The organism is Pseudomonas sp. BN414, from assembly GCF_029871275.1.
GTDB classification, from domain to species: Bacteria; Pseudomonadota; Gammaproteobacteria; order Pseudomonadales; family Pseudomonadaceae; genus Metapseudomonas; species Metapseudomonas resinovorans_C.
Genome location: NZ_SSOL01000065.1, coordinates 120,533 through 146,793 on the forward strand (window position 1 = coordinate 120,533; position 26,261 = coordinate 146,793).

Sequence of the window (26,261 nt, forward strand, 5' to 3'; positions counted from 1 at the left end):
TTTTTATTGGGGAGCATCAGGAAGCGCTGGCTACCAGCCGAAGATTTCCTTGAGGAAGGGAATGGTCAGCTTGCGCTGGGCCTGGAGCGAGGCCTGATCGAGGATATCCAGCAGGTCGAACAGCAGGTTCATGCTGCGCGGACCGCGAGTCAGGATGAACCGCCCGACTTCGTCGGTCAGGTGCAGGCCACGGCGCGAAGCCCGCAACTGCAGCGCGCGCAGCTTGTCCTCGTCGGACAGCGCGTGCAGCTGGAACACCAGCGCCAGGGTCAGACGCGACTTCAGGTCAGGCAGCTTGATCCCCAGTTCGCGAGGCGACTTGCTGGCCGAAAGCAGCAGTTTGCGACCGGCATCGCGCAGGCGGTTGAACAGGTGGAACAGACCCTCTTCCCACTCCGGCCGCCCGGCCAGGGCATGCAGGTCGTCCAGGCAGACGAGTTCACATTGTTCCAGGTTGTCGAAGACTTCCGGCCCGTAATGCACCAGTTCGTCCATGGGCAGGTAGATCGCCTGTTCGTCGTGCTGCTCGAAGCGCAGACAGGCGGCCTGCAGCAAGTGGCTGCGCCCGGCACCTTCGCCCCCCCATAGATAGATCAGGCTTTCGGTCCAGCCGGCGTCGGGCTCGCACAGGCGCTCGACGTAGCCGAGTGCCGCAGCATTGGCGCCGGGATAGAAGTTGGCGAAGGTGGCGTCGTCACGCAGACGCACACTCAGGGGAAGCTGGATCGGTGTCATGCCGTACTGGAAGGGTCGTCTGGACCGCTACTCGACTGTCCGTAAAGGTCGGAAAGTTTATAGAAATCATGCGCATGGCGCAGCAAAACCATGATGATCGCTGCAACCGGCAGGGCCAGGAGCACGCCGGTGAAGCCAAACAGCTGGCCTCCGGCAAGTATCGCAAAGATAACCGCCACCGGGTGAAGGCCGATGCGATCGCCCACCAGCAGTGGCGTCAGCAGCATTCCTTCAAGCAATTGTCCCACGGTGAACACAGTTACGACGCCGAGCAGCGGATAGAGTTCGAAACCGCCGAACTGGAACAGCGCGGCGATCACCGCAGCGCCGAAGCCGACCACGAACCCCATGTAGGGCACGATGCTGGCCAGGCCCGCCAGCAAACCGATCAGCAATCCCAGATCCAGGCCAACCAGCATCAGGCCGGCCGCATAGATGATGCCCAGCGCGAGCATCACCAGCAATTGGCCGCGCAGGAAGGCTCCGAGCACTTCGTGGCATTCACCCACGAGTCCGACCACGAAAGACTCACGGTTGCGCGGCAGCAAGACACGCAGCTTGGCCACCATGAGGTCCCAGTCGCGCAGCAGATAGAAGCCCACCACCGGGATCAGCAGCAGGTTGCCGAACCACGCGAGCACGGCCAGCCCCGAGGCGGTGACGCTGGCCAGCAGGGTGCCGGCGAAATCCGTGGTCTGGCCGAGATGGCCGCTGATCACCGCCTTGAACCTGTCGAAACGCCAGAACTCCCCGGGCAGGCCGAGCTTGATCTGCACCCAGGGCAAAGCCGTCTGCTGCAACCAGTCGATCATCTGTGGCGCCACCTCGTAGAGGCGGAAAAGCTGGCGGCCGAGCATGGGCAATATGACCAGCAGCGCTGCGAGCAGGACCAACCCGAACAGGCCGAACACCAGCACGACGCCCCAGGTACGCGAAAGGCCCAGGCGCTCCAGACGGTCCACCAGTGGGTCACCGAGGTAAGCCAGGAGCATGCCGATCAGGAACGGCGAGAGAACAGGGTGCAGCTGATACAGCAGCCACCCCAGAAACAGAAAGCCACCCAGCCATAGCCAGCGGCGCGAATCGGTCATGTCAGGCCCTCGTCCTTGCGTAGCGATATTTCCGTCCCCAATCCCAGATGTACTGCGCCCCGCTGCATAGCGTCACCAGCATGACCAGCCAGCTCAAGGGCCAGCGCAGTGGGGCCAAAGCCGGAACCAGGCTGAGTTCCAGCAACAGGCACAGTACCAGCAGCATCTGCAGCAATGTGCTCAGCTTGCCCAGCCAACTCGGCGAGAATTCGGCAGGCCCCGCCAGCACCCGGAACAGTCCGGCACCGAGCAGGATCACCAGGTCTCGCAGGAACACCACCAGCGTCAGCCAGAACGGCAGTACCTGGGTCATGGTCAGGCAGATGAAGCTGGTCACCAGCAGCAGCTTGTCGGCCACCGGGTCGAACAGCGAGCCGAAGCGACTGGTCCATCCATAGCGTCGGGCGAGGAAACCATCGAGGCCGTCGGAACAACCCGCCACGGCGAACAACACCAGCGCGTGCACATGCCGATCGGACAGCAGAAGCCCGGCAATGGGAAGAACCAGTGCCAGGCGCAGCAGAGTCAACAGGTTGGGCAACTGGTGCATGGCATCCCCGTCACGGGTAGGCCAGAAGTTTACGCCCGCTACCAGTGGAAGCGCAGCAGGTTGTTGCGCGGTATCACCTGGGGCGCCGGCGCGGCCTGCGGATCAGCGGAGGGGGCCGGTGCGGCCGGTGCTTCGGCCGCCGACTCCTGCAGTCCAGCCAGGGACAGCTGGGCGCGGAGCTGTTCAGGACTGGCGTTGACCCGGTACTCCAGGCGGTCGCCATCCACCTTCAGCAGACGTGCGCCAAACGGTTCCAGCAAACGAGACAGCTCGGCATAACGGGCCAGATTCGCACCCTGCACTTCCAATTCCAGGTTCTGCCCGGCGCCGGGAGCCACCACGAAGCGCGGCGCCAGACGCTGGCTCACTGCGGACATCACGGCATCGGCCAGCGCGGCACTGTCGGCACCTTCGGCGGTGCCCTGTTCGCGGCTGTCACCCAGCCACAGGCGCCACTGGGCCTGCCATTTGCCGTCTGCTTCGCTGGCATCCACCGCCAGCAGGGCATCTGCGCCATAGCGCTCGGACGCCTGGGTCAGCGCACCCGGCTTGGCGGAAGTCAGTTGTTCGGGCGTCGCCAGCAGCTGTTCGTCGAGATCAGCGATCGGCAGGCGCAGCGGCAAACCGCTGTTCTGCGCGGCCTGGCGCAGCGGGGTCGCGGCGTCCTGGCCGTCGCCCACCAGGTTGTTGCTGCCTTCGCCGGAACGATTCAACCACCAGGCCAGGATGGCCGGACGATTGGCACTCCACAGGGGGATACCAGCCTGGCGCAGGGTCCGTTCGGTCGTGACCGGATCGAAGTCGACCACCAGGGTCTGGCCTTCATAGCCGTATTGGCTGATGAGCTGCTGCGGGTCCTTGCGCACGGCCTCCAGCGCGGGGCTCTGGGCGGCCTTGGGATCGCCCGACAAGCGCACTACCAGGGTTTCCAGGGCGCGAACGAGGGCCTGGGTACGCTCCTCCGGCTGCTGTGATGCGACGGGCTCGCGAACCTGGTAGAGGTTCTCGGCCGTTTCGGCGTGGGCGGGCAAGCCCAGCAGCGTGAGGCAAAGCAGGACAGCGGAAGCGATCAGGCGCATGGGGAATTCTCTGTAGGCGAACAGATGCAGCATAGGCCGCAATCGAAGGGCTATACCTTAATCAGCCACTTCCTCCACGGCAACGCAGGCGTTTTCACACTGTTTTATCCCCGGGGCCGACCGCTGCCGATGGCCGCTACGGGGCAAGCCTGATAAAATCGCGCGCCTTCGCAAACCGGCAGCCAGACTTGCCGGTCGATCCTCGAATTTCCCCCTATAGGCCTGGATTTATGAGCAAGCAACCCTCCCTGAGCTACAAGGACGCCGGTGTAGACATCGACGCTGGTGAAGCCCTGGTCGAACGCATCAAAGGCGTGGCCAAGCGCACCGCGCGCCCGGAAGTGATGGGCGGCCTGGGTGGCTTCGGCGCCCTCTGCGAAATCCCGGCAGGCTACAAGCAGCCGGTCCTGGTGTCCGGCACCGACGGCGTCGGCACCAAGCTGCGCCTGGCGTTGAACCTGAACAAGCACGACAGCATCGGCCAGGACCTGGTGGCCATGTGCGTGAACGACCTCGTGGTCTGCGGCGCCGAGCCGCTGTTCTTCCTCGACTACTACGCCACCGGCAAGCTCAACGTTGACGTGGCCGCCACCGTGGTCACCGGCATCGGCGCCGGCTGCGAACTGGCCGGCTGCTCCCTGGTGGGCGGCGAAACTGCCGAAATGCCCGGCATGTACGAAGGTGAAGACTACGACCTGGCCGGCTTCTGCGTCGGCGTGGTGGAAAAAGCCGAGATCATCGACGGCTCCAAGGTCCGCACCGGCGACACCCTGATCGCCCTGCCCTCCTCCGGTCCGCACTCCAACGGCTACTCGCTGATCCGCAAGATCATCGAAGTCAGCGGCGTCGATATCGAGCAGGTCCAGCTCGACGGCAAGCCCCTGGCCGACCTGCTGATGGCCCCGACCCGCATCTACGTCAAGCCGCTGCTGCAGCTGATCAAGGAAACCGGCGCGGTGAAGGCCATGGCCCACATCACTGGTGGCGGCCTGCTGGACAACATTCCGCGCGTCCTGCCGGACAACGCCCAGGCCGTGATCGACGTGGCCAGCTGGCAGCGTCCGGCGGTATTCGACTGGCTGCAGGAACAAGGGAACGTCGACGAGACCGAAATGCACCGCGTGCTGAACTGCGGCGTGGGCATGGTCATCTGCGTTGCGCCGGAGCAGGCCGAAGCCGCGCTCAAGGTCCTGCGTGCCGCTGGCGAACAGCCCTGGGTCATCGGTGAAATCGCTGCGGCCGCCGAAGGTGCCGAACGCGTCGTACTGAACAACCTGAAGAGCCACTGATGGTTGCACGCTGTGATGTGGTGGTGCTGATTTCCGGTTCCGGCAGCAACCTGCAGGCGCTGATCGACAGCATCACCGGCGACGACCATCCGGCACGCATCCGCGCGGTGATCTCCAACCGCGCCGATGCCTTCGGCCTGGAGCGGGCGAAGAAGGCCGGCATCGACACCGGGGTACTCGACCACAAGGCCTACGCCGACCGCGAAGCCTTCGATGCCGCCCTGATCGAAGCCATCGACGCCTACGCTCCGCAACTGGTGGTGCTGGCGGGTTTCATGCGGATTCTCACGCCCGGTTTCGTGCGTCACTACCACGGGCGCCTGCTGAACATTCATCCCTCGCTGTTGCCCAAGTACAAGGGATTGCACACCCACCAGCGCGCGCTGGAAGCCGGCGACTCCGAGCATGGCTGCAGCGTGCACTTCGTCACCGAAGAACTTGATGGTGGCCCTCTGGTAGTGCAGGCCCTGATCCCGGTAGAGTCGGACGACACGCCGGATAGCCTGGCCCAGCGGGTTCATGTACAGGAACACCGCATTTATCCGCTGGCCATGCGCTGGTTTGCCGAAGGCAGACTGCGCCTGGGCCCGAACGGCGCCGAAATGGATGGACAAGCGTTGCCCCCCTCGGGGCAACAATTGCGTAACTAGGAGATTCGCCAATGCGTCGTGCCTTGCTGTTGCTCCTCGCCCTCGTGACCCTGCCCAGCATGGCGGTCGAGCTGAAACCCTTCGAGGCCAGCTACACCGCCGACTGGAAACAGCTACCCGTCAGCGGCACTGCCGGCCGTAGCCTGAAGCAACTCGACAACGGCCGCTGGGAGCTGGACTTCGAAGCTTCCATGCTGGTCGCCAGCCTCAGCGAAGTGAGCACCTTCCGCCTCGAGAACAATGCCTTCCTGCCCCTGACCTACCGCTTCAGCCGCAGCGGTCTGGGCAAGAGCAAGCAGGTGGAGTTCGATTTCGACTGGGCCCAGAAGCAGATCATCGGCAACGACCGCGGCAATCAGGTGCGCCTGCCCCTGAACCGTGGTTTGCAGGACAAATCCACCTACCAGCTGGTGCTCCAGCATGACGTCGCCGACGGCAAGAAGAGCATGAGCTACCAGGTGATCGACGGTGACGAGATCGAAACCTACGACTTCCGCGTACTGGGCGAAGAGCGTGTACCCACCAAGGCCGGCCTGGTGGAGGCGATCAAGGTCGAGCGTGTGCGTGACCCCACCCAGAGCAGCCGCAAGACCGTGCTCTGGTTCGCCAAGGACTGGGATTACCTGCTGGTCCGCCTGCACCAGGTGGAGAAGGACGGCAAGGAATACCAGATCATGCTCAAGGAGGGCACGGTGAACGGCAAGGCGGTAAAAGGCCTGCAGGAGTAACACCCTCCCTCACGAAGAACCGGGCCAGGCGCCCGGTTTTTTTGTGCCCGCAGGAACCCGCCAAACCTTGGTCGGGCCCTCGTTAAGCGAAACAGGCCGATACTGGAAGGAAAGCCATGGCGCGCACACAGTGCCTATGCTGTTCATCCGACATGCCGCAGAGGAAACTGCCATGAACGAGGAATACCTGCCGCTTTCCTGCGACCTCTACGACTACATCGAGATCGCCTGCCTGCATCGCTACCAGTTGCACATCGAGCTGGCCGGCGGCGCGCGCCTGGACGCCCGCGCCATGACCACCCTGACGACCCCGGACAAGGAGGAGTTCCTCGTCGTACAGAACGAAGGGGGTCAGGAGCGCCTGCGACTGGACCAGATCACCGCGATCACCCCACTGACGGAGGGGGCAAGTTTCGGGCGGGTGTTGTTGGGGAACCAGATTTGCTGAAGCGCGGCGCCAGCGCGATAGGGTAGGAGACGCTCCGACCACATTCTGACAATCAGGCATCAGGACGTGGTTTCCCTCGTTCAAATGAAAAACCGGGCCGAGGCCCGGTTTCTTCACATCACCACATCAGGTCGTCCGGCACCTTGTAGGCCGCGTACGGATCATCGGCATCCGGCTCTTCGGTCTGGGTGTTGAGCAGCACCACCCGGCGCGGGTCACGCTCCTGGATGCGCAGGGCGGCATCGCGGGGAATGATCTCGTAGCCACCGCCATGGCGGACGACCGCTAGCGAGCCGCGGCTCAGTTTGTCCCGCAGCATGGCGTTGACGGCGATGCGCTTGACCTTCTTCTCGTCGACGAAGTTGTAGTAATCGTCTGTGGTCAGCTTCGGCAGGCGGGAGCTTTCGATCAGTTGCTTGATCTGCGCTGCCTTGGCCTTCTGGTCGGCCTTTTCCTGCTGCTGGCGATTCAGCTCCTGATCGCGGGCGGCCTTCTCGGCCTGGGCCTGCAAGGTGGCCTGGCGCAGGCTGTCGTCCTTCTCGACCTGGTTCTTCTTCTCCAGGCGCTGTTGTTTCTGTTGCTGCTTGCCGGCCTGTTTGACCTGCTTTTCGTTCACCAGCCCGGCTTTCAGCAGCTGGTCGCGGAGGGAAAGGCTCATAAAGGAATTCAGTCTCTCGAATTTTCAGGCTGTTGAAAAACTACCTGCTAGCAGCCAAGGCTGAGTTTTTCTTGCTTCTTGGCTTCGCCCCAGAGGGCATCCAGTTCTTCCAGGGTGCAATCTTCGATGGGACGACCCGCCTCGCGCAATGCCTGTTCGATAAAACGGAAGCGACGGTCGAATTTTACATTGGCGCCACGCAGGGCGGTCTCGGGATCGACCTTCAGGTGACGGGCCAGATTGACCACCACGAACAACAGGTCACCCACCTCATCGGCGATGGCCTGCGGGTCGTTTTCGCTCATGGCCTCCAGCACTTCGTCCAGCTCTTCGCGGAGCTTGTCGACTACCGGCAGCGCCTCGGGCCAGTCGAAGCCCACCTGGGCCGCGCGTTTCTGCAGCTTGGCGGCACGGCTCAGGGCCGGCAATGCCGTCGGTACGTCGTCCAGCAGTGAAAGCTGCTCGGGCGCGTCAGCCTTCTCCGCGCGCTCCTCGGCCTTGATCTCTTCCCAGCGCTGCTTGATCGCGGCCTCTTCCAGCCGGGCCATGTCCGGCGCGCCGTAAAGGTCGCCGTCGGGGAAGACGTGAGGATGACGACGGACCAGTTTGCGGGTGATGGCATCCACCACACCGGCGAATTCGAAGCGCCCCTCCTCCTTCGCCAACTGGCTGTAATAGACCACCTGGAACAGCAGGTCACCGAGCTCACCCGGCAGATGATCGAAGTCGCCGCGCTCGATGGCGTCAGCCACCTCGTAGGCTTCCTCGATGGTGTGCGGGACGATGCTGGCGTAGTCCTGCTTGAGGTCCCAGGGACAGCCGTACTGCGGGTCGCGTAGACGGGCCATGAGGTGCAGCAGGTCGTTGAGTTGGTACATGAAGGAATCCTGTGGGGATCTTCCGTAGGTTGGCGCAGAGCGGAGCGAAGCCCAACAAAGATGTTGGGCCTCGCTAGCTCGGACCAACCTACGTCAGGCGGCCCGGTTACGGCGCGCTTCGATAATGTTCGGCAGCTGCGAGATACGCGCCAGCAACCGACCCAGCGCATCCAGACCTGGGATCTCGATGGTCAGCATCATGGCGGCAGTGTTGTCTTCCTTGTTGGAGCGGGTATTCACCGCCAGCACGTTGATGCGCTCGTTGAGCAGCACCTGGGAGACGTCGCGCAGCAGGCCGGAACGGTCGTAGGCGCGAATGATGATGTCCACCGGATAGGTCTGTACCGGCACCGGACCCCAGCTCACCTGGATCATCCGCTCGGGCTCGCGGCCGGCCAGTTGCAGCGCCGACGGGCAGTCCTGACGGTGAATGCTGACACCACGGCCGAGGGTGATGTAGCCCACGATGGGATCGCCCGGCAGCGGCTGGCAGCAGCCGGCCATCTGCGTGAGCAGGTTGCCCACGCCCTGGATCTGCACGTCGCCGCGCTTGCCCGGTTTGTACTGGGAAGGCCGGCGCGGGATCAGCTCCAGCTGCTCGCTGTGTCCACGCTCCGGCTCCACCAGCGCCTGGGCGCAGTTGACCACATGGGCCAGGCGCAGGTCGCCCGCGCCCAGCGCCGCGTGCATGTCTTCGGCGGTGCGCAGGTTGCACTTTTCGGCCAGCTTCTCGAAGTCCACCGGCGGCAATGCCAGGCGCGACAATTCGCGCTCGAGCATCGCCTTGCCCGCTGCGACGTTCTGGTCGCGAGCCTGCAGCTTGAACCAGTGGACGATCTTCGCCCGGGCACGGGAGGTGGTGATGTAGCCGAGGTTCGGGTTCAGCCAGTCGCGGCTGGGCGCACCGTGCTTGCCGGTGATGATCTCCACCTGCTCGCCGGTCTGCAGTCCGTAGTTCAGCGGCACGATACGACCGTTGACCTTGGCCCCGCGGCAGTTGTGGCCGATCTCGGTATGCACGCGGTAGGCGAAGTCCAGCGGCGTGGCGCCCTTGGGCAGGTCGATGGCGTGGCCATCCGGGGTGAAGACGTAGACCCGATCCGGCTCGATATCCACCCGCAACTGCTCGGCCAGGCCGCCGATATCGCCCAGTTCCTCGTGCCATTCGAGTACCTGGCGCAGCCAGGCGATCTTTTCTTCGTAGTGGTCCGAACTCGATTTGACGTCCGTGCCTTTGTAGCGCCAGTGGGCGCAGACCCCGAGTTCGGCTTCCTCGTGCATGGCGTGGGTGCGGATCTGCACTTCCAGCACCTTGCCGTCTGGGCCGATCACTGCGGTGTGCAGGGAGCGGTAGCCGTTCTCCTTGGGGTTGGCGATGTAGTCGTCGAATTCCTTGGGAATGTGCCGCCAGAGGGTGTGCACGATGCCGAGTGCGGTGTAGCAGTCGCGCACCTCAGGCACCAGCACGCGCACGGCGCGCACGTCGTAGATCTGGCTGAACTGCAGGCCCTTGCGCTGCATCTTCCGCCAGATGGAATAGATGTGCTTGGCGCGGCCGCTGATGTCGGCCTTGATGCCGGTGGCGGCCAACTCTTCGCGAAGCTGCTTCATCACATCGGCGATGTATTGCTCGCGATCGAGGCGACGCTCATGGAGCAGCTTGGCGATCTGCTTGTATTGCTCCGGCTCCAGGTAGCGGAAGGACAGGTCCTCCAGCTCCCATTTGATGTGACCGATGCCGAGACGGTGGGCGAGCGGCGCGTAGATGTCGAACACCTCGCGGGCGACGCGATGCCGCTTCTCCTCGTCGGTGTTCTTCACTTCACGAATGGCACAGGTACGCTCGGCCAGCTTGATCAGCGCGACGCGTACGTCATCGACCATGGCCACCAGCATCTTGCGCAGGTTCTCCACCTGCGCCTGGGTGCCGAGGACCATGGATTGCCGAGGATTGAGGCTGGCGCTGATGGCGGCCATGCGCAGCACGCCTTCGATCAGCTTGGCGACCACCGGACCGAAGCGTTGTTGCACGGCCTGCAGCTGGATCTTGCCTTCACGCACGCCACGGTAGATCACCGCGGCCACCAGCGATTCCTGGTCCAACTTCAGGTCAGCGAGGATCTCGGCGATCTCCAGACCCGTCTGGAAACTCGAGTTACCCTCCGCCCAGCTGTTCTGCGCGGCGATGGCCTGTTGTTCGGCGTCGCGGGCGAACTCGCACGCCTCCTTGAGGACCGCGCGGTCGAGCACCGGATCGAGGCTGATGACATGGTCCAGCCATGCCTCGAGGTTGATGCTGCCGTCCGTATTGACCGGCTGTTGCGCTCTCACCTGTACCATCTTGCCTACCTTCCCTACGACGTGAACCCCTCACGTCGAATTGTCGCCAGCCTCTGTCGTGCCGGTCGGATTACGCGGGCTTCCTAGCCCACCTCGAATAACGCCATGGCCTCGACATGGGCCGTTTGAGGAAACATGTCGAGAATCCCGGCCTTCTTCAGCTGGTATCCCTGCTTGACCAGTTCGGCACTGTCACGCGCCAGGGTCGACGGGTTGCAGGATACATAGACCACTCGTTGCGCACCGGTTGCAGCGATCTGCCGAACGGCTTCGTAAGCACCGTCCCGTGGCGGATCGAGCAGCACGGCATCGAAACCCTGCCGCGCCCAGGACGCATCGGCCAGGGGGTTCGACAGGTCGGCCTGGAAGAAGTGCACATTCTCCAGGCCATTGGCCGCGGCATTGCCGCGCGCCCGTTGCACCATGGCCTCCACGCCTTCCACCGCCACCACCTCGCGCACCTGGCGCGCCAGCGGCAGGGCGAAGTTGCCGAGCCCACAGAACAGATCCAGCACCCGGTCGCCCGGCTGCGGCTTCATCCAGTCTAGCGCCTGCGCCACCATTGCCTCGTTGACCCCTTCATTCACCTGGACGAAATCGCCGGGGCGATATTCAAGCTCCAGGTTCCAACGGTCCAGGCGATAGCCCAGGTGCGCAGCGGGCTGATCCGGCTGGGGTTCGCCCTCACCGTGCAGCCAGAGCTGCGCCTGGTGCGCCGCGCAAAACTCACGCAGTCGCTGCAGGTCGACCTCGCCCAACGGCTGGGTATGACGCAGCAGCAATGCCGATGCGGTGCCATGGAAAAGCTCCACATGCCCGATCGCCTGGGGTTTCTCCAGGCGTCGGAGCAGGTCAGGCAATGCCCGCATCAACGGTGGCAAGGGCTGTACCAGCACCTGGCAATCCTTGATTCCGACTATCGCCTGGCTGGAAGCCGCGCGGAATCCGACTTCCAGCTGACGCGCCTTGGCGTCCCAGCGCACGGCGATGCGAGCGCGGCGCCGATAACCGAATTCGGTCCCCACAAGTGGGGCCACCCATTCCTGTGGCTGAAGGTCGGCGAAACGCGCCAGCTGTTCAGCCAGCGTGCGCTGTTTCAGGGCGAGCTGTTCGGCATGGGGCATGTGTTGCAGCGTGCAACCGCCGCACTGGCCGGCATGGGCACAAGGCGGCACCAGGCGCATCGGGCTGGCGCTGAATACGCGCTCTGCACGAGCCTCCACAACCTGGCTGCGGGCGGCAAGCACACGGGCTTCCACCTCTTCCTCCGGCAGCGCGCCAGAAACGAACCAGGTACGACCCTCGACGAAGGCGATGCCTCGTCCGTCGTTGGAAAGGCGCTCGATGACCAAACGCTGCTTCTTGCCAACCGGAACTTGCTGGCTCCGCGCTCCGCCGCTGGGCTGGAAGCGCAGGCCGGTGTTACGCCGGGACATTGGGGTCTTCGTAGATGCCGGTGGACAGATAACGATCTCCGCGGTCGCAGATGATCGCCACCATCACGGCGTTCTCGACTTCGCGGGACAGGCGCAGCATCGCGGCCACCGCACCGCCGGAGGAGACGCCGCAGAAGATGCCTTCTTCGCGGGCCAGGCGGCGCATGGTTTCTTCGGCTTCGATCTGGGCCATGTCGACCACGCGATCGACACGGTCGGCCTGGTAGATCTTCGGCAGGTATTCCTGCGGCCAGCGGCGGATGCCGGGGATGGCCGAACCTTCCTGTGGCTGCAGGCCGACGATCTCGATATTCGGGTTCTGCTCCTTGAGGTAACGCGACACGCCCATGATGGTGCCGGTGGTGCCCATGGAGCTGACGAAATGGGTGATGGTGCCCTGGGTCTGCTGCCAGATTTCCGGACCGGTGCCGACGTAGTGGGCTTCCGGGTTATCGCCGTTGGCGAACTGGTCCAGTACCTTGCCACGGCCACCGCGCTGCAGGCTTTCGGCGAGGTCGCGAGCCCCTTCCATGCCCTCTTCGCGGCTTACCAGGATCAGCTCGGCGCCGTAGGCAGTCATGGCGGCCTTGCGTTCGGCGCTCATGTTGTCCGGCATGATCAGCATCATCTTGTAGCCCTTGATGGCCGCAGCCATGGCGAGGGCGATACCGGTGTTGCCGGAGGTGGCCTCGATCAGGGTATCGCCGGGCTGGATGTCACCGCGCAGTTCCGCGCGAGTGATCATCGACAGCGCCGGACGGTCCTTGACGGAACCGGCGGGGTTGTTGCCTTCGAGCTTGACCAGGAGGGTATTGCTGGTTTCGCCAGCCAGGCGCTGCAAACGCACCAGCGGAGTGTGGCCGATGCAATCGGCGATTGTGGGGTACTGCAGGGTCATGGCGGGTTTCGCAATCCAGACGCAGGGGGTGCATATGATAGCGGCAAACCGTGCAACTCCATATCGCGCGTGCGTTTCGGCTTATGGCGTGCAGCTATATATATGTAGCGGAAAGGCATTTCCCATTCCCCGAAAAGCGAAAGCCCCGGCGGGTTTCCCGGCCGGGGCTTCTGCTTGCTTCTCTTAGAAGTGCACGCTGGTGGTGAGCAGCGCGGTACGGCCAGCCGCCTGGTTGGCGAAGTGGGCCGAATAGGCCTTGTCGTAGTAGACCTCGTCGGTGAGGTTCTGCACGTTCAGCTGCAGGTCGACGTTCTTCGTCAGCTTGTAGCTGGCCATGGCGTCGTAGCGCCAGTAGGACGGCACGTACAGCGTGTTGTTGGTATCGCCGAAGACGTCGTCTACATAGAAGGCACCGCCCCCGATGGTCAGGTCCGGCAGCACTTCATAGGTGGTCCACAGGCTGAAGCTGTTCTTCGGCGTATTGGGCAATTCGTTGCCCTTGGCCGGGTTGATGCTGCTGGTCACTACGCCGCTGCGGTTGCCTACCGCGCCCGGATCGACCACTTCGCTGTCGAGGTAGCTGTAACCGGCGAAGACCTGCCACTTGTCGGTGAGCTTGCCGCTGGCGGTCAGCTCGATACCGTCGACGCGGGTCTTGCCGGCGTTCTCATAGGTGTAGTTGCTGACCAGGACGCGGGTGTTGTCCTTCTCGGTTCGGAAGATCGCCGCGGTCAGCGACAGGCGCTGGTCCAGCAGGTCCCACTTGGTGCCTAGCTCGTAGTTGGTGGTTTCTTCCGGCTCCAGGTCGCTGACGATGCTGGTCGGGGTGCCGACGGAAGTGTCCAGCGGGTTACCTTCCTGGCCCTCGCCGAGCATGGTGCCGGGCGGAGTCGCGGAAGTGGCGTAGGACGCGTAGACGCTGCCGTTCTCGGTGGGTTTCCAGACCAGGCCGATCTGCCCGTTGACGAACTCGCTGGTATCCGAGGTCTTGAAGGTGGTGGCGCCCTCGGCGGACTTGGTCTTGGAGTCGGTCTGGAAGTTGTCGTAGCGCAGGCCCAGGTTCAGCAGCCATTGCGGGTCCAACTCGATGGTGTCGAAGGCGTAGAGGGCACGGGTATCGCCGGTGGACTCGGTGCTGGCGTAGTTGCGCGCGATGCTGCCGGACCAGGGATCGTTCGGGTTCGGGTTGGCCAACGAGGTGCAGTTGTAGCCGCTCGGCGCGCCGATGGTTGCCGGGGTGCAGTTGGTGGTGGCGGCTGCGGTTGCCGGCGTGGTGTCGGTGTTCACCGTGTAAGAAGAACGATCGCCTTCTTCGCGCGTGAGTTCGATGCCGGTGGAGAAGCTGTGCTTGAGGCCGGCCAGTTGGAACTCACCGAACAGATCGGTCTGGTTGGTGGTGGTCGTCGTGTTGCTCACACGGGTGTTGACGCGACGCCAGACGGTGCCATTGCGCACGTTGCCCTGACTGTCGTCCGGCTGGGTGAGGATGTAGTCCTGCATGCTGCTGCCGTGACGCAGGGTGTTCTTGATGGTCAGGGCGTCGTTGAAATCATGCTCGAAGCTGATGGTGGCGATGTCCGCACGGGTCTTGCGGAAGTCGCGGTTGGTCAGGCCGTAGAAGTTGCTGCTGTCGCCGCCGTCGACCGGCTTGTCCGGATTGGCGGCGGTGTGAGTGGTGCCCACCGAGTAGCCATAGGGAACGCCCGAGTCCGGCAGGTCGTTGCTTTCCATATGGTAGAAGTCGAGGTTCAGACGGGTGTCGGTGCCCAGGCCGAACGCCAGGGACGGCGCCACGCCCCAACGGTCGTAGTTCACTTCGTCACGGCCAGCGACATTGCTCTCGTGGCTCATCAGGTTGAGGCGGAATGCGGCGTTGTCGAGGAACTGGCGGTTGATGTCGGCGGTGTAGCGCTGGGTCTGGTCGGAGCCCCAGGTGAAGCCGCCGTTGGTGAAGTCGCCGAGACGCGCTTTCTTGGTCACCAGGTTGATGCTGCCGCCGGCCGAACCACGGCCGCCGAAGGAGGAGTTCGGGCCCTTGCTGACTTCGATGGACTCGATGTCGAAGATCTCGCGAGTCTGGGAGCCGGTGTCACGCACACCGTCGAGGTAAGTGTCGCTCTGGGCGTCGAAACCACGAATGAACGGACGGTCGCCCTGGGGGTTGCCACCCTCCCCCGCGCCCATGGTGATGCCCGGCACGGTGCGCAGGGCATCCTGCAGGGAAACGGCGGCGGTGTCCTTGATGACCTGCTGCGGTACCACGGTCACCGAACGTGGCGTGTTCACCAGCGGCGCAGTGTACTTCTGGGAAGAGGCGCGCTCGACCTGGTAGCTGGTGTCCTCGGACTTCTCACCCACCACCGACGTGGCATCCAGGGAGACGACGCCGTCGCTCTCCTTCTTCGTCTCGGCCGCTTGCAGTACGGGCGCGGCGGACATGGCGCCGATGGCCACGCCAATGGCGGACGCCAGCAGGCGTTGAGTCGAGATGGTGGGTTCCACAGCATGACGCGACATCGTTTTCCCTCCCCAGGGATTTCAGAGGCCGCGAAATTTATTTCAAATAATTAACAGCAACAATTGGCATAGATTCTCATTCGCGTCTTTTTTACAACATTTACAAAGTCGCCACCGAACGCGAAATCGCCCTCCAGCGCCTCGGTTTTACAGGCTGAATGAAAATAAATACTATTCGCCTCCCACTCAGATCACCCGGTGTACCGCCATGCTCCTGCACATTCCCGGCATCTTCACGACAGAAGAGGCAACGCGTATCCGCGAGGCCCTGGAGCAGGCAGACTGGGCAGACGGCAAGGCCACGGCGGGGTACCAGTCAGCCAAGGCCAAGCAGAATGAGCAGCTGGCCGAAGGTGATCCGCTGGCGCGCGAAATCAGCACCGCCATGCTGCAACGTCTGTGGAACCACCCCTTGTTCGTATCGGCGGTCCTGCCGAACAAGGTCTATCCGCCCCTGTTCAATCGCTACCGGGGCGGCGGCACCTTCGGCTACCACATCGACAACGCCGTGCGCCCGATCAAGGGCAGCCCCGAACAAGTCCGCACCGATGTCTCCGCCACGCTGTTCTTCAGCGAGCCGGACGCCTACGACGGCGGTGACCTGGTGATCCAGGACACCTACGGCGCCCACCGCGTGAAACTGGCCGCCGGCGACCTGGTGATCTACCCCGCCAGCAGCCTGCACCAGGTGGAGCCGGTCACCCGTGGGGAGCGCATCGCCTCGTTCTTCTGGATTCAGAGCATGATCCGCGAGGACAGCCAGCGGACCTTGCTGTTCGAAATGGACCAGGCCATCCAGAGCCTTGCGCGCGACGTGCCGGACCACCCCGCGCTGGTCCAGCTCACCGGCAACTACCACAACCTCCTGCGCCGTTGGGTCGAGGTCTAGGCATGAGCTTCACCCTGACCCGCACCGAAACCCTCAGCAGCGAAGAACTACGCCAACGTCTGGCCAGCGACCCGCGCCAGGCCGCCCGCACCATCCTGGGCGCCGCGCGGGATGGCATGACCGAAGCACAAACGCTGCTCGGCCAGATTCTCCTGGACGGCCAGGGTATCGAGCAGGACGCCGCGCTGGCGCGCACCTGGTTCCAGATCGCCGCCGAGCGCGGCGACGCCATGGCCCGGAACATGCTCGGGCGCTGCCTGGAACAGGGCTGGGGTGGCTCGATCGACCTGCCGGGTGCCGCCAGCCAATTTCGCACGGCTGCCGCCGCAGGACTCGACTGGGGGATGTACAACTACGCGGGCCTGCTGGCCACCGGACGCGGTGTCCAGCGCGACCAGCGCCAGGCACTGGCGCTCTATCTGCGCGCGGCGCAACTGGGCCACGCCAAGTCAATGAACCTCGTGGGTCGCTATTACGAGGAAGGCATCGCTGTGGAGCCCGCTCCCGAGGTTGCCTTCGACTGGTATCGCCGCTCCGCCGAGGCGGGCGACTTCCGGGGCCAGTTCAGCCTCGCCGCGGTGCTGGCTGCCCTAGGTGAGGTGGATGAAGCCCTCGTCTGGATGGAGCGCGCCTTGGCAGAAGGCAATCTCAACTTCCTGCGCGCCAGTCGCGCCAGCCTGACGGAAGCACCAGAACCCCGCATCCAGGCGCTGGCCCTGTCCTATCACCAGCGCGCTGCCGAACTGGGCGATGACAGCGACGGCGAGGCGCTACAGAAATATCTGTTAACAGCGCACCCGTAAACCAAACGTAAAACAGTTTCTTTTGCGAAAAACTCTCATCTAGCTTCCCCCGATTCATTCACATGGGGAGAACTCAGATGAGCACCTACACATCCACGGGCGCGCCTCAGCCTTCGGCAAACCTTTCCAGCTCCGCGGTCGGCCTCGCCCTTGCGTCCTGCGCAACCGTCAGCCTCGCTGCGGAAAACCGCCAGGACGAACAACCTCCGGCTGCACCTTCCGCCATCGAACTGGGCAGCACGGACGTCCGTTCGACCCATGTCGAAGGCTACAAGGTCGATCAGGCCTCCTCACCCAAGTTCACCGCGCCACTGCGTGACACGCCCAAGTCCGTGACGGTGATTACCGAAGACCTGATCAAGGAACGCGGTGCCAGCTCGCTCAAGGACGTACTGCGCACGACACCGGGCATCACCCTCGGTGCTGGCGAAGGCGGCACTCCGGTGGGCGATCGCCCCTTCATCCGCGGCTACGAAGCGTCCACCGACATCATGATCGACGGCGTTCGCGACGTCGGCCGCAATGCCCACGAAGCCTTCAACCTGGAGCGCGTGGAAATCATCAAGGGGCCGGGCTCCGCCTACACCGGCAGGGGCGCCACGGGCGGCAGCATCAACCTGGTGAGCAAGGTCGCCCAGACCGAGGACTTCACCGCCGGCAGCCTGACCTTGGGCACTGACCAGCTGTGGCGCACGACCCTGGACGTCAACCGATTCGTCGCCGAGCAAGGCATGGCCTTCCGGCTCAATGCCATGAAGCACGAAGCCGACACGCCCGGCCGCGAAGATGTGGACGTGAAGCGCTGGGGCATTGCGCCGACCGTGACCTTCGGCCTGCACACCCCGACGCGCGCCACCTTCAGCTATTACCACCTGGAAACCGACGACATGTCGGACCTGGGGCACCCAGTGTCCAACATCACCGGCAAACCGGTGAAGGTGGATCGCGACAACTTCTATGGACTGGTGGACCGCGACTTCAGCAAAACCAGCGCGGACATCGCCAGCATCGTCCTGGAACACGATTTCAGCGAAGCCCTGTCCCTGCGCAACACCACGCGCGGCGGTCGCACCCTGCTCGACTACGTGATGACCCGGCCAAGCTTTGGCAACACCAATACCCCCGCGCAACTGAATGCCGCGATCAACCGCGAGCTCAATGGTGAGGTGATCCGTGATGGCCGTGCGCGCAACAGCGTGACCAAGACCCTGGTCAACCAGACCGACATCTTCGGCGAGTTCTTCACCGGCGGCCTGCAGCACAGCTATTCCGCCGGCCTGGAATTCAGCCGCGAGACCATCGACCAGAAGGATCGCTACAGCGTCCGTGCCGGCTCCAACGCTGACCTGGAAAGCCCCAATCCCCACGATCCGTTCCCGCCGGTGACCCGTGGGACGGGTTCGGTCAGCGAAACCAAGCAGGACGTGCGTGCGGCCTATGTGTTCGACACGCTGAAACTGCACGAGCAGTGGGACTTGAACCTGGGCCTGCGCTACGACGATTACTACGTCACCAACGGCAGCGCCTCCAACTCCAGCGAATTGTTGAATTACCAGGTTGGCCTGGTGTTCAAGCCCTTGCCCAACGGCAGCATCTATCTGACCTACGCGACCAGCTCCAACCCGGCCGGAGAAACTGTCGGTCAGGCCGGTGGCGCGGATGGTGCCGCCGGCGGGGCAGCCGTCAACAACCTCGACCCGGAGAAGAACCGCAGCCTGGAACTGGGCACCAAGTGGGACGTGCTCAACGAACAGCTCTCGCTGACCGCGGCACTGTTCCGCATCGAGAAAACCGATGGCCGCTCCCAGGACCCGGTCACCGGTGATGTCACCCTCTCCGGCGACAGCCGCGTGGACGGATTCGAGCTGGGCGCAACCGGTCGCATCAGCGATGCCTGGCAGATCTGGGCCGGCTACACCTACCTCGACCCGACCACCCGCAAGTACCGAAGCGGTGGCGTGGACTACGCCGGCAACCAGATGAAGTTCATCGCCCCGGAAAGCTTCAGCCTGTGGACCACCTATGCGCTGGACGACAAGTGGACCATCGGTGGTGGCGCGAACTACATGGACGAGCGCTACCTGGACGACGCCAACACGCGCAAGCTGGAGTCCTACTGGCGCTACGACGCGATGCTCGGCTACAAGGTCAACCGCAACCTGGACCTGCAGCTGAACATCCTCAACCTGGCGGACGAGACCATCTACGATGCCTCCCACGTCGGCGTGTTCGCCAACGTCGCACCGGGCCGTTCGGCCGAATTGACCGCCAACTTCAGGTTCTGACCTGTGGCAGGGCAGCTCAGCCCGGGCTGCCCTGCCAGGCCGGCAGACGAAGGTACATGCCCAGGCCGGGATCGAGGTTGCGCGCCCAGACCGCCCCACCCTGCAGGACGATCGCGCTGCGGGCGATGCTCAGGCCCAGGCCGAAACCGCCGTCTCCCGGACGCGCCTGATTGAGCCGGGCGAAGGGTTCGAACATCAGTTCCAGCTGTTCTTCGGGTACGCCAGGGCCTTCATCGCGCAGGTTCAGGCACCAGAAATCGCCTTCGCGCTGGCCGGACAAAGTGATCCGGCCCGTTTCCGGCGAGTGGCGGATGGCATTGCGCAGCATGTTCTCCAGCGCCTTTGCCAGGTCATTGAGGTTGGCCCTGACGGTGCAATCCTCGTCCAGTTCGAAATGCAGGCGCTCCTTCGGCCAGCCCGTCTCGAAGCTGGCATCTTCGGACAGTACGTCCCATAGCGGACGCAGGTGCACCGCCTCCTGGGCGAATCGCGGTCGTTCCGAATCCAGCCAGGCCAGCTCCAGTGTGTTCTCCACCAGTTGCTGCATCACGCCGACTTCCCGCTCCAGCCGCTGCCGAAGGCTGTCCAGGCTCTCCTCCCGCTCACTGGCCGCTCGCAGCCGGCTCAACGGTGTACGCAACTCGTGGGACAGATCGCTGAGCAGGCGCCGCTGATACGTCACCGTGCCTTGCAGGCGCCCGGCCATGTGGTCGAACGCGCGCGCCAGCTCGCCCAACTCGTCGCGACGGTCGGCCAGCGGTGCCCCGAGGCGGGCGCTGAGGTCATCGGCACTGAGCGCGTTGGCCTGCTCGCGCAAGCGCGCCAAGGGTGCGATCAGCAGGCGGAAGAGAACGACGCAGAGCGCCAGCGCGAGGATGACCGGTGCCACCCGGTAGGCGAGGAAATACAGCAGCGGCCGCGGTCCCCAGGGACTGAATCGTTGCGGCAACTGCATCACCAGCTGGCCGTCACCGCCCTTGAAGGGAATGCTGAGGATACGCGGCTGCGACGTTTGTCGGCCCATGCCCCAGTGCAGCTGGCGCATGAAGCTCAGGTGCTCGCGCTGGTCAGCGGTCATCACACGGGTACCCAGGGGGAACAGGTGCGGGTCCAGCACCAGCACCCAGCCGCCCTCGGCAGCCTCCAGTTCAGCCTGCACGGCATCGACCGCGCTCGCTCCGCCCTGGCGCCAAGCCGACTCGGCACGATCCGCGTAACCGCTCAGGACGGTCTTCGCCTCATCCGAGAGATAGGAAGTCTGCTCGCCGATGCGCTGCCCCCAGGAAAGGGTCAGGGCGATCATCGCCAAGCAGAAACCGGCCAGCAGGATCGCCAGCTTCCAGAACAGCGAGTTGCGCCCCGGCATCATTTTTCCCTGCTGGTCATCACGTAGCCCTTGCCCCAGATGGTTTCCAGGCGACTACCGGTGTAGCTCAGACGCTGCAGCTTGCGGCGAATGTGGCTGACGTGCATGTCCAGGCTGCGGTCATGCTGCGAGTAGGCCCGGTGCAGCACGTGCTGATAAAGGAAGGCCTTGCTCAGTGCCTCCTCCATATGCCGCGAGAATGTCACCAGCAGACGGTATTCGGTCGGTGTGAGTTCGGCCCATTGCCCCGCATAGGCAACATCCGCGCGGCCTTCGTCGAAATTCAGCTCCAGGCCTTCGCCCGGGGTCTCCGGTTCACCGCGTTCATAGGCCACCCGCCGCAGAACGGCCTCGATGCGCACTTCCATCTCCCCCATGCTGAACGGCTTGGGCAAGTAGTCGTCGGCACCCTGGCTGAATCCGGCGATGCGGTCCTGCTCGGCGCCGAGGGCGGACATCAGGATCACCGGCACCTTGCGCTCGCGGCGCAGGTTGGCCAGCACCTCCAGGCCATTGCGGCCGGGCAGCAGGATGTCCATGAGAATCAGGTCGAAGTCTTCATCGCGCGCATGGCCCAGGCCTTCCTCGCCATCCTGGCGGAGGGTGACGTCGAAACCGCGGCCCTGCAGATGGTCGTGCAGATGGGCCGCCAGCAGCGGATCGTCCTCGATGGCAAGGATGCGAGCGGGGGTGCGAGGAGTGGCCAACATGGAATCACCTGCAAATGCTAACTATTGCCGAATGCGAATTCTGACAAAACTGCCGCAAGATTCCCATGCAATTGGTCGCTACACTGCGCGGAAAGCGCATGGGGAGAGGATGGGCGTGTACAAGGATCTGGGTATCAAGGGCCGCGTGCTCATGCTGACGCTGCTGCCCACCAGCCTGCTGGCACTGGTACTGGGCGGCTACTTCACCTGGGTGCAGCAGGCCGACATGCAGGCCCAGCTGCTGCAACGCGGTCAGATGATCGCCGAACACCTGGCGCCCCTCGCCGCTCCCGCCCTGATTCGCGGAGACGCCGTGCTGCTGGAGCGCATCGCCGACCACGCGCTGGACCAGGCCGACGTGCGCGCAGTGAGCTTCATCGGCGCCAACCACAAGCGCCTCGCCCATGCCGGACCGCGCATGCTCAACGAGAGCCCGGACGGAGAAGGCAACAACCTTTCGCTGACGAGCAACACCGAGGCCACGCGCTTCCTGCAACCGGTGTTCGAACGCCATCGGGTGCTTTCCGGCGGCAAGACGCCACTGCCTAACGACAACCTGTTGGGTTGGGTCGAACTGGAAATGTCCCACCAGGGCACCTTGCTGCGGGGCTATCGCAGCCTGCTGGCCAGCCTGCTGCTGATTACCACGGGCCTCGGCGTCACCGCCCTGCTGGCGCTGCGCATGAGCCGCGCGATCAACGATCCGCTGCGGCGCATCAAGCAAGGGGTGGCGCAGCTCAAGGAAGGACGTCTGGAAACCCGCCTACCCCCCCTGGGCAGCCATGAACTGGATGAACTGGCCTCGGGCATCAACCGCATGGCCGAAGCCCTGCAGACCGCCCAGGAAGAGTTGCAACACAACATCGATCAGGCCACCGAAGACGTCCGCCAGAACCTCGAGACCATCGAGATCCAGAACATCGAGCTGGACCTGGCACGCAAGGAGGCCCTGGAGGCCAGCCGCATCAAGTCCGAGTTCCTTGCCAACATGAGCCACGAGATCCGCACCCCGCTCAATGGCATCCTCGGCTTCACCAACCTGCTGAAGAAAAGCGACCTCACCTCGCGCCAGCAGGACTACCTGGCCACCATCGAGAAATCCGCCGACAGCCTGTTGGGCATCATCAACGAGGTACTCGATTTCTCGAAGATCGAGGCCGGCAAGCTGGTCCTGGAGAACATCCCCTTCAACCTTCGTGACCTGATCCAGGACACGCTCACCATCCTCGCCCCGGCCGCCCACGAGAAGCACCTGGAACTGGTCAGCCTGGTCTACCGGGATACCCCGCTGCACCTGATGGGCGATCCGATGCGCCTCAAGCAGGTGCTGACCAACCTGGTGAGCAACGCCATCAAGTTCACCCGCGAAGGCAGCATTGCCGTACGCGCCATGCTCGAAGACGACAGCGACGACGAACTGGCGCAATTGCGCATCAGCGTGCAGGACACAGGTATCGGCCTCACCGACACCGACTTGCGCGCCCTGTTCCAGGCCTTCACCCAGGCCGACAACTCCCTCTCGCGCCAGGCCGGCGGCACCGGTCTCGGTCTGGTGATTTCCAAACGCCTGATCGAACAGATGGGCGGCGAAATCGGCGTCAGCAGTACACCGGGTGTCGGCTCGGAATTCTGGATCACCCTCAGCCTGCCCAAGTCGCTGGACGAGATGGACAGCGGCGTACAAGCCCATCTGGAAGGGCGTCGCGTGGCCGTCCTGGAACCGCAGGAACTGACGCGCCAGTCGCTGCATCACCAACTGGAAGATTGCGGCCTGGAAGTGCTGGACTATCCGAGCATCGGCACCCTGGTGGACGACGTCGCCGCGCGCCGCCTGAGCAAGCGCCCGATCGGCCTCGCCGTGATCGGCGCCGATGTGCAGGCGCTTTCGCCGGAACAACTCAGCCAACGGGTGTGGGACCTCGAGCAGCTCGGCTGCAAAAGTCTGGTGCTCTGCCCCACCACCGAACAGGCGCTCTACCACCGCGCCCTGCCCGAAGCCCATAGCCAGCTGCAGGCCAAGCCCACCTGCACACTCAAGCTGCAACAGGCCCTGAGCGGCCTGGTCATCCCCCGCCAAACGCGCGTCGAGCCGCCGCAACCGAACAACAGCCGTGCGCCGCGCCTGCTCTGCGTCGACGACAATCCCGCCAACCTGCTGCTGGTGCAGACCCTGCTGACGGACATGGGCGCCGACGTACGTGCGGTCGACAGCGGTTTCGACGCCATCGAAGCCGTGCAACGTGAGCGCTTCGACCTGATCCTCATGGATGTACAGATGCCCGGCATGGACGGCACCCAGGCCACCGAAGCGATCCGCCGCTGGGAAAGCGACCAGCGCATCGACCCGGTGCCCATCGTCGCCCTCACCGCCCATGCCCTGGCCAACGAAAAACGCGCGCTGCTCCAGGGCGGCATGGACGACTACCTGACCAAGCCCATTGGCGAACGCCAACTGGCCCAGGTGGTGCTCAAGTGGACCGGTCTCAGCCTCGGTAGCCAGCCCATCCAGCGCCCAGGTCGCGAAGGCCGGGTCCATGATGGCCTGGACGTGCTGGACCCGGAGGAAGGATTGCGCCTGGCCGCCGGCAAGGCGGACCTGGCCGCGGACATGCTGTCCATGTTGCTGGCCTCACTCGACGCCGACCGCGAAGCCATCCAGCTTGCCGCTCGCAGCGGCGACCGCACCACTTTGCTGGAACGCGTCCACCGTCTGCACGGTGCCACTCGCTACTGTGGCGTGCCGCAACTACGCGCCGCCTGCCAGCGCAGCGAAACCCTGCTCAAACAGAACGACCCCAGCGCCCCGCAAGCGCTGGAGGAACTGGACGCAGCCATCACGCGCCTGGCCGAGGTGGCGCGAATGGAGGCCTGACCCACAGCAACGTGCAGTGGCCAGACGCCAGCTATGCTGCTGGGCAACCAAGGAGATCCCATGCGCACCATTCTGTTCAGCAGCCAGGCCTATGACCGTGAGAGCTTTCTCGGCGCCAGTCCCAACTTCGAGCTGCACTTCCAGCAGACGCGGCTGACACTCGACACCACGGCGCTGGCCTATGGCTTCGACGTGGTCTGCGCCTTCATCAACGACGACTTGTCCGCCCCCGTGCTGGAGCGCCTGGCCAGCGGCGGCACGCGGCTGATCGCTCTCCGCTCGGCCGGCTACAACCATGTGGACCTGGCTGCCGCCAAGCGTCTTGGCCTGACCGTTGTGCGGGTGCCAGCCTACTCGCCCCATGCGGTGGCCGAGCACGCTGTTGCACTGATCCTCGCGCTCAATCGCCGCCTGCACCGTGCCTACAACCGCACCCGGGAAGGCGACTTCACCCTCCATGGCCTGACCGGTTTCGACCTGGTCGGCAAGACCGTTGGCGTGGTCGGCACTGGCCAGATCGGCGCCACCTTCGCGCGCATCATGGCCGGCTTCGGCTGCGGCCTGCTGGCCTTCGATCCGCAACGCAATCCCAGTGTTGAAGCGATGGGGGCGGTCTATGTCGAACTGCCGGAATTGCTGGCCGAGAGCGACATCATCAGCCTGCATTGCCCGCTCAACGACGCTACCCGGCATCTGGTCAACGCCCGCAGTCTGGAGCAGATGAAACCCGGCGCCATGCTGATCAACACCGGGCGCGGTGCCCTGGTGGATACGCCGGCGCTGATCGACGCGCTGAAATCCGGCCAGCTCGGCTACCTGGGCCTGGATGTCTATGAAGAAGAAGCCAACCTGTTCTTCGAGGACCGTTCCGACCTGCCCTTGCAGGACGACGTGCTGGCGCGGCTGCTCACCTTCCCCAACGTGATCATCACCGCCCACCAGGCCTTCCTTACCCGCGAAGCCTTGGCCGCCATCGCCCGCACCACCCTGGACAACATCCTCGCCTGGGCCGCCGGACGACCGTGCAATCAGGTGGACGCCTAGGCCGTGTTAGCATGCGCGGCGCTTCCGGAGGACCTATGGCCGAACACGATTTCCGTTACAACCTGCTCAACCCCGCCCACACCCTGAACGAATGCCGCGCCCTCTCCCCGGGCCTCTACCAGGTCACGGGTACCGGCGGCTCGATCAAGAGCGGCGACACCCTGCTGGTGACCCTCAAAGGCAGCCGCGACCTCAGCATGCGCCTGACCGTGGACAAGGTCCGCCACCTGATCAACCCGCCCGGCCAATGGCTGGCGGTGGCCAAGGGCCCGGTCTTCAAGGAACTCTCGATCCACAACTGGCAAGTGGACTGCGACGCCTGCGGCGCGCACCTGGACTTCGAGTTCGCCGTCGACGGCGGCCTCGGCAAGCAGGCCCAGGCACCCGCGGCCGAAGCACGTATCGCGGAGCTGGGCTGGCGTGGCCAGGCTGGCAAGCATTACTGCCCGAACTGCCGTCAGGAGGACACTCAATGACCCGAAAGGCCCTGCTGCTGACTGCAGTGGCCGTAGCCCTCACCGGTTGCGCCACCGATCGTCCGCAACTGGAAACCGGCACGACCTATCAGGTGGAGTGGATCGGCGAACGCCCGCTGATCGACCGCAGCCACCTGACCATCACGCTGGGCGACGACAACCGCGCCTACGGCAACGCCGGCTGCAACCACTGGTTCGCGTCCTACACCCTGGAAGGCGACAAACTCACCTTTGGCATGCCCGGCAGTACCCGCAAGATGTGCGCCCCGGCGTTGATGGAGCAGGAACAGCGTTTCCTCGATTCGCTGGGCAAGGTGCAACGCTGGGACATCTCCCCCATCGACCAACTGCGCCTGTGGCCCGCCGAGGGCAAGCCGATCCGGCTTTGGCCGGTGGAAGGCTGAGCTTCGCCGCGTCGATCCCCTCTCTTGTAGGGGCGAATTCATTCGCCAAGGGCAGCAACGCTGCCCCTCTCGGCGTCGAAGGGCAGACCTTCGGCCTGCTTGGCGAATGAATTCG

At 64.2% G+C, this 26,261-nt stretch carries 23 protein-coding genes; 11 read left to right on the forward strand and 12 right to left on the reverse strand.

The features are described from left to right. Positions 1-30: 30 nt before the first annotated feature. From hda to E8E95_RS13640, 4 genes are read right to left on the reverse strand one after another with little or no spacing between them, the layout of a single operon-like run. Entirely contained in the window at positions 31-735 is a 705-nt protein-coding gene (gene hda, locus E8E95_RS13625; RefSeq protein ID WP_077527748.1) for a DnaA regulatory inactivator Hda, read from the reverse strand. Further along, positions 732-1,826, reverse strand: a complete 1,095-nt coding sequence (locus E8E95_RS13630) for an AI-2E family transporter (RefSeq protein WP_280350949.1) — start codon at positions 1,824-1,826, stop codon at positions 732-734. The genes hda and E8E95_RS13630 overlap by 4 nt, the downstream gene beginning before the upstream one ends. 1 nt (position 1,827) lies before the next feature. Further along, the gene (gene pgsA, locus E8E95_RS13635) at positions 1,828-2,376 is read right to left on the reverse strand and encodes a CDP-diacylglycerol--glycerol-3-phosphate 3-phosphatidyltransferase (RefSeq protein ID WP_280350950.1); all 549 of its coding nucleotides are present in this window, start codon (positions 2,374-2,376) and stop codon (positions 1,828-1,830) included. Positions 2,377-2,414: 38 nt separating this feature from the next. After that, positions 2,415-3,455, reverse strand: coding sequence for a DUF2066 domain-containing protein (locus E8E95_RS13640; protein ID WP_280350951.1), 1,041 nt, complete (start codon positions 3,453-3,455; stop codon positions 2,415-2,417). Positions 3,456-3,685: 230 nt separating this feature from the next. Here E8E95_RS13640 and purM point away from each other — a divergent pair, with 230 nt between their 5' ends. The 4 genes from purM to E8E95_RS13660 all read left to right on the forward strand — a co-directional run bounded on the left by purM (position 3,686) and on the right by E8E95_RS13660 (position 6,570). Then, positions 3,686-4,744 carry a phosphoribosylformylglycinamidine cyclo-ligase gene (purM, locus tag E8E95_RS13645; protein WP_280350952.1) on the forward strand — a complete coding sequence of 353 codons (1,059 nt, stop codon included), beginning with the start codon at positions 3,686-3,688 and terminating at the stop codon, positions 4,742-4,744. After that, the gene (purN, locus tag E8E95_RS13650) at positions 4,744-5,394 is read left to right on the forward strand and encodes a phosphoribosylglycinamide formyltransferase (RefSeq protein WP_280350953.1); all 651 of its coding nucleotides are present in this window, start codon (positions 4,744-4,746) and stop codon (positions 5,392-5,394) included. The genes purM and purN overlap by 1 nt, the downstream gene beginning before the upstream one ends. An 11-nt stretch (positions 5,395-5,405) precedes the next feature. Further along, a complete protein-coding gene (locus tag E8E95_RS13655; RefSeq protein ID WP_280350954.1) occupies positions 5,406-6,122 on the forward strand; it encodes a DUF3108 domain-containing protein in 717 nt (238 codons plus the stop codon). A gap of 172 nt (positions 6,123-6,294) precedes the next feature. Beyond that, on the forward strand, positions 6,295-6,570 hold the full coding sequence (locus E8E95_RS13660) for a Rho-binding antiterminator (protein ID WP_280350955.1): 276 nt from the start codon (positions 6,295-6,297) through the stop codon (positions 6,568-6,570). Positions 6,571-6,688: 118 nt separating this feature from the next. On the opposite strand, the gene E8E95_RS13665 is transcribed toward E8E95_RS13660, so the two are convergent. The 6 genes from E8E95_RS13665 to E8E95_RS13690 all read right to left on the reverse strand — a co-directional run bounded on the left by E8E95_RS13665 (position 6,689) and on the right by E8E95_RS13690 (position 15,297). Next, positions 6,689-7,228, reverse strand: a complete 540-nt coding sequence (locus E8E95_RS13665) for a DUF2058 domain-containing protein (protein ID WP_179060234.1) — start codon at positions 7,226-7,228, stop codon at positions 6,689-6,691. Between the two features lie 47 nt (positions 7,229-7,275). Next, the gene (gene mazG / locus E8E95_RS13670; protein ID WP_280350956.1) at positions 7,276-8,106 is read right to left on the reverse strand and encodes a nucleoside triphosphate pyrophosphohydrolase; all 831 of its coding nucleotides are present in this window, start codon (positions 8,104-8,106) and stop codon (positions 7,276-7,278) included. 93 nt (positions 8,107-8,199) lie between these two features. Beyond that, positions 8,200-10,446 carry a GTP diphosphokinase gene (relA, locus tag E8E95_RS13675; RefSeq protein WP_280350957.1) on the reverse strand — a complete coding sequence of 749 codons (2,247 nt, stop codon included), beginning with the start codon at positions 10,444-10,446 and terminating at the stop codon, positions 8,200-8,202. Positions 10,447-10,529: 83 nt separating this feature from the next. After that, positions 10,530-11,882 (reverse strand): 23S rRNA (uracil(1939)-C(5))-methyltransferase RlmD, encoded by a 1,353-nt coding sequence (rlmD, locus tag E8E95_RS13680; protein ID WP_280350958.1) that lies wholly within the window; start codon positions 11,880-11,882, stop codon positions 10,530-10,532. Next, entirely contained in the window at positions 11,869-12,780 is a 912-nt protein-coding gene (gene cysM / locus E8E95_RS13685; RefSeq protein ID WP_280350959.1) for a cysteine synthase CysM, read from the reverse strand. Before cysM ends, rlmD begins: the two co-directional genes overlap by 14 nt. Positions 12,781-12,963: 183 nt before the next feature. Further along, a complete protein-coding gene (locus E8E95_RS13690) occupies positions 12,964-15,297 on the reverse strand; it encodes a TonB-dependent siderophore receptor (protein ID WP_280350960.1) in 2,334 nt (777 codons plus the stop codon). A 208-nt stretch (positions 15,298-15,505) separates the two neighbouring features. Here E8E95_RS13690 and E8E95_RS13695 point away from each other — a divergent pair, with 208 nt between their 5' ends. The 3 genes from E8E95_RS13695 to E8E95_RS13705 all read left to right on the forward strand — a co-directional run bounded on the left by E8E95_RS13695 (position 15,506) and on the right by E8E95_RS13705 (position 19,274). Further along, a complete protein-coding gene (locus E8E95_RS13695; RefSeq protein WP_280350961.1) occupies positions 15,506-16,186 on the forward strand; it encodes a Fe2+-dependent dioxygenase in 681 nt (226 codons plus the stop codon). A 2-nt stretch (positions 16,187-16,188) separates the two neighbouring features. Then, a complete protein-coding gene (locus tag E8E95_RS13700) occupies positions 16,189-16,989 on the forward strand; it encodes a tetratricopeptide repeat protein (RefSeq protein WP_280350962.1) in 801 nt (266 codons plus the stop codon). 77 nt (positions 16,990-17,066) lie between these two features. Then, positions 17,067-19,274: a TonB-dependent siderophore receptor gene (locus E8E95_RS13705; RefSeq protein WP_280350963.1), complete on the forward strand. Its 2,208-nt coding sequence runs from the start codon at positions 17,067-17,069 to the stop codon at positions 19,272-19,274. 16 nt (positions 19,275-19,290) lie between these two features. On the opposite strand, the gene E8E95_RS13710 is transcribed toward E8E95_RS13705, so the two are convergent. Both E8E95_RS13710 and E8E95_RS13715 read right to left on the reverse strand, forming a co-directional pair. After that, on the reverse strand, positions 19,291-20,640 hold the full coding sequence (locus tag E8E95_RS13710; protein ID WP_280350964.1) for a sensor histidine kinase: 1,350 nt from the start codon (positions 20,638-20,640) through the stop codon (positions 19,291-19,293). After that, positions 20,640-21,350 (reverse strand): response regulator transcription factor, encoded by a 711-nt coding sequence (locus E8E95_RS13715; RefSeq protein ID WP_280350965.1) that lies wholly within the window; start codon positions 21,348-21,350, stop codon positions 20,640-20,642. The genes E8E95_RS13710 and E8E95_RS13715 overlap by 1 nt, the downstream gene beginning before the upstream one ends. A 115-nt stretch (positions 21,351-21,465) precedes the next feature. Here E8E95_RS13715 and E8E95_RS13720 point away from each other — a divergent pair, with 115 nt between their 5' ends. Genes E8E95_RS13720 through E8E95_RS13735 form a run of 4 tightly spaced genes read left to right on the forward strand, consistent with a single transcriptional unit; the run spans position 21,466 to position 26,146 of the window. Then, the gene (locus E8E95_RS13720; RefSeq protein ID WP_280350966.1) at positions 21,466-24,222 is read left to right on the forward strand and encodes an ATP-binding protein; all 2,757 of its coding nucleotides are present in this window, start codon (positions 21,466-21,468) and stop codon (positions 24,220-24,222) included. 60 nt (positions 24,223-24,282) lie between these two features. Continuing rightward, positions 24,283-25,266: a 2-hydroxyacid dehydrogenase gene (locus E8E95_RS13725; protein WP_280350967.1), complete on the forward strand. Its 984-nt coding sequence runs from the start codon at positions 24,283-24,285 to the stop codon at positions 25,264-25,266. Positions 25,267-25,301: 35 nt separating this feature from the next. Next, a complete protein-coding gene (locus E8E95_RS13730; protein WP_179060245.1) occupies positions 25,302-25,742 on the forward strand; it encodes a hypothetical protein in 441 nt (146 codons plus the stop codon). Further along, positions 25,739-26,146: an META domain-containing protein gene (locus E8E95_RS13735; RefSeq protein ID WP_280350968.1), complete on the forward strand. Its 408-nt coding sequence runs from the start codon at positions 25,739-25,741 to the stop codon at positions 26,144-26,146. The genes E8E95_RS13730 and E8E95_RS13735 overlap by 4 nt, the downstream gene beginning before the upstream one ends. Positions 26,147-26,261: the final 115 nt, after the last annotated feature.

What these genes read in the sequence shown, in the direction of transcription:
- E8E95_RS13735 (WP_280350968.1), top strand. Translation starts at nt 25,739, where the DNA reads ATGACCCGAAAGGCCCTGCTGCTGACTGCAGTGGCCGTAGCCCTCACC.
- E8E95_RS13690 (WP_280350960.1), bottom strand. Translation starts at nt 15,297, where the DNA reads ATGTCGCGTCATGCTGTGGAACCCACCATCTCGACTCAACGCCTGCTG.
- E8E95_RS13655 (WP_280350954.1), top strand. Translation starts at nt 5,406, where the DNA reads ATGCGTCGTGCCTTGCTGTTGCTCCTCGCCCTCGTGACCCTGCCCAGC.
- cysM (WP_280350959.1), bottom strand. Translation starts at nt 12,780, where the DNA reads ATGACCCTGCAGTACCCCACAATCGCCGATTGCATCGGCCACACTCCG.
- E8E95_RS13730 (WP_179060245.1), top strand. Translation starts at nt 25,302, where the DNA reads ATGGCCGAACACGATTTCCGTTACAACCTGCTCAACCCCGCCCACACC.
- purM (WP_280350952.1), top strand. Translation starts at nt 3,686, where the DNA reads ATGAGCAAGCAACCCTCCCTGAGCTACAAGGACGCCGGTGTAGACATC.
- E8E95_RS13700 (WP_280350962.1), top strand. Translation starts at nt 16,189, where the DNA reads ATGAGCTTCACCCTGACCCGCACCGAAACCCTCAGCAGCGAAGAACTA.
- E8E95_RS13630 (WP_280350949.1), bottom strand. Translation starts at nt 1,826, where the DNA reads ATGACCGATTCGCGCCGCTGGCTATGGCTGGGTGGCTTTCTGTTTCTG.
- E8E95_RS13725 (WP_280350967.1), top strand. Translation starts at nt 24,283, where the DNA reads ATGCGCACCATTCTGTTCAGCAGCCAGGCCTATGACCGTGAGAGCTTT.
- E8E95_RS13705 (WP_280350963.1), top strand. Translation starts at nt 17,067, where the DNA reads ATGAGCACCTACACATCCACGGGCGCGCCTCAGCCTTCGGCAAACCTT.
- E8E95_RS13665 (WP_179060234.1), bottom strand. Translation starts at nt 7,228, where the DNA reads ATGAGCCTTTCCCTCCGCGACCAGCTGCTGAAAGCCGGGCTGGTGAAC.
- pgsA (WP_280350950.1), bottom strand. Translation starts at nt 2,376, where the DNA reads ATGCACCAGTTGCCCAACCTGTTGACTCTGCTGCGCCTGGCACTGGTT.
- hda (WP_077527748.1), bottom strand. Translation starts at nt 735, where the DNA reads ATGACACCGATCCAGCTTCCCCTGAGTGTGCGTCTGCGTGACGACGCC.
- mazG (WP_280350956.1), bottom strand. Translation starts at nt 8,106, where the DNA reads ATGTACCAACTCAACGACCTGCTGCACCTCATGGCCCGTCTACGCGAC.
- E8E95_RS13640 (WP_280350951.1), bottom strand. Translation starts at nt 3,455, where the DNA reads ATGCGCCTGATCGCTTCCGCTGTCCTGCTTTGCCTCACGCTGCTGGGC.
- E8E95_RS13660 (WP_280350955.1), top strand. Translation starts at nt 6,295, where the DNA reads ATGAACGAGGAATACCTGCCGCTTTCCTGCGACCTCTACGACTACATC.
- E8E95_RS13715 (WP_280350965.1), bottom strand. Translation starts at nt 21,350, where the DNA reads ATGTTGGCCACTCCTCGCACCCCCGCTCGCATCCTTGCCATCGAGGAC.
- E8E95_RS13695 (WP_280350961.1), top strand. Translation starts at nt 15,506, where the DNA reads ATGCTCCTGCACATTCCCGGCATCTTCACGACAGAAGAGGCAACGCGT.
- purN (WP_280350953.1), top strand. Translation starts at nt 4,744, where the DNA reads ATGGTTGCACGCTGTGATGTGGTGGTGCTGATTTCCGGTTCCGGCAGC.
- rlmD (WP_280350958.1), bottom strand. Translation starts at nt 11,882, where the DNA reads ATGTCCCGGCGTAACACCGGCCTGCGCTTCCAGCCCAGCGGCGGAGCG.
- relA (WP_280350957.1), bottom strand. Translation starts at nt 10,446, where the DNA reads ATGGTACAGGTGAGAGCGCAACAGCCGGTCAATACGGACGGCAGCATC.
- E8E95_RS13710 (WP_280350964.1), bottom strand. Translation starts at nt 20,640, where the DNA reads ATGCCGGGGCGCAACTCGCTGTTCTGGAAGCTGGCGATCCTGCTGGCC.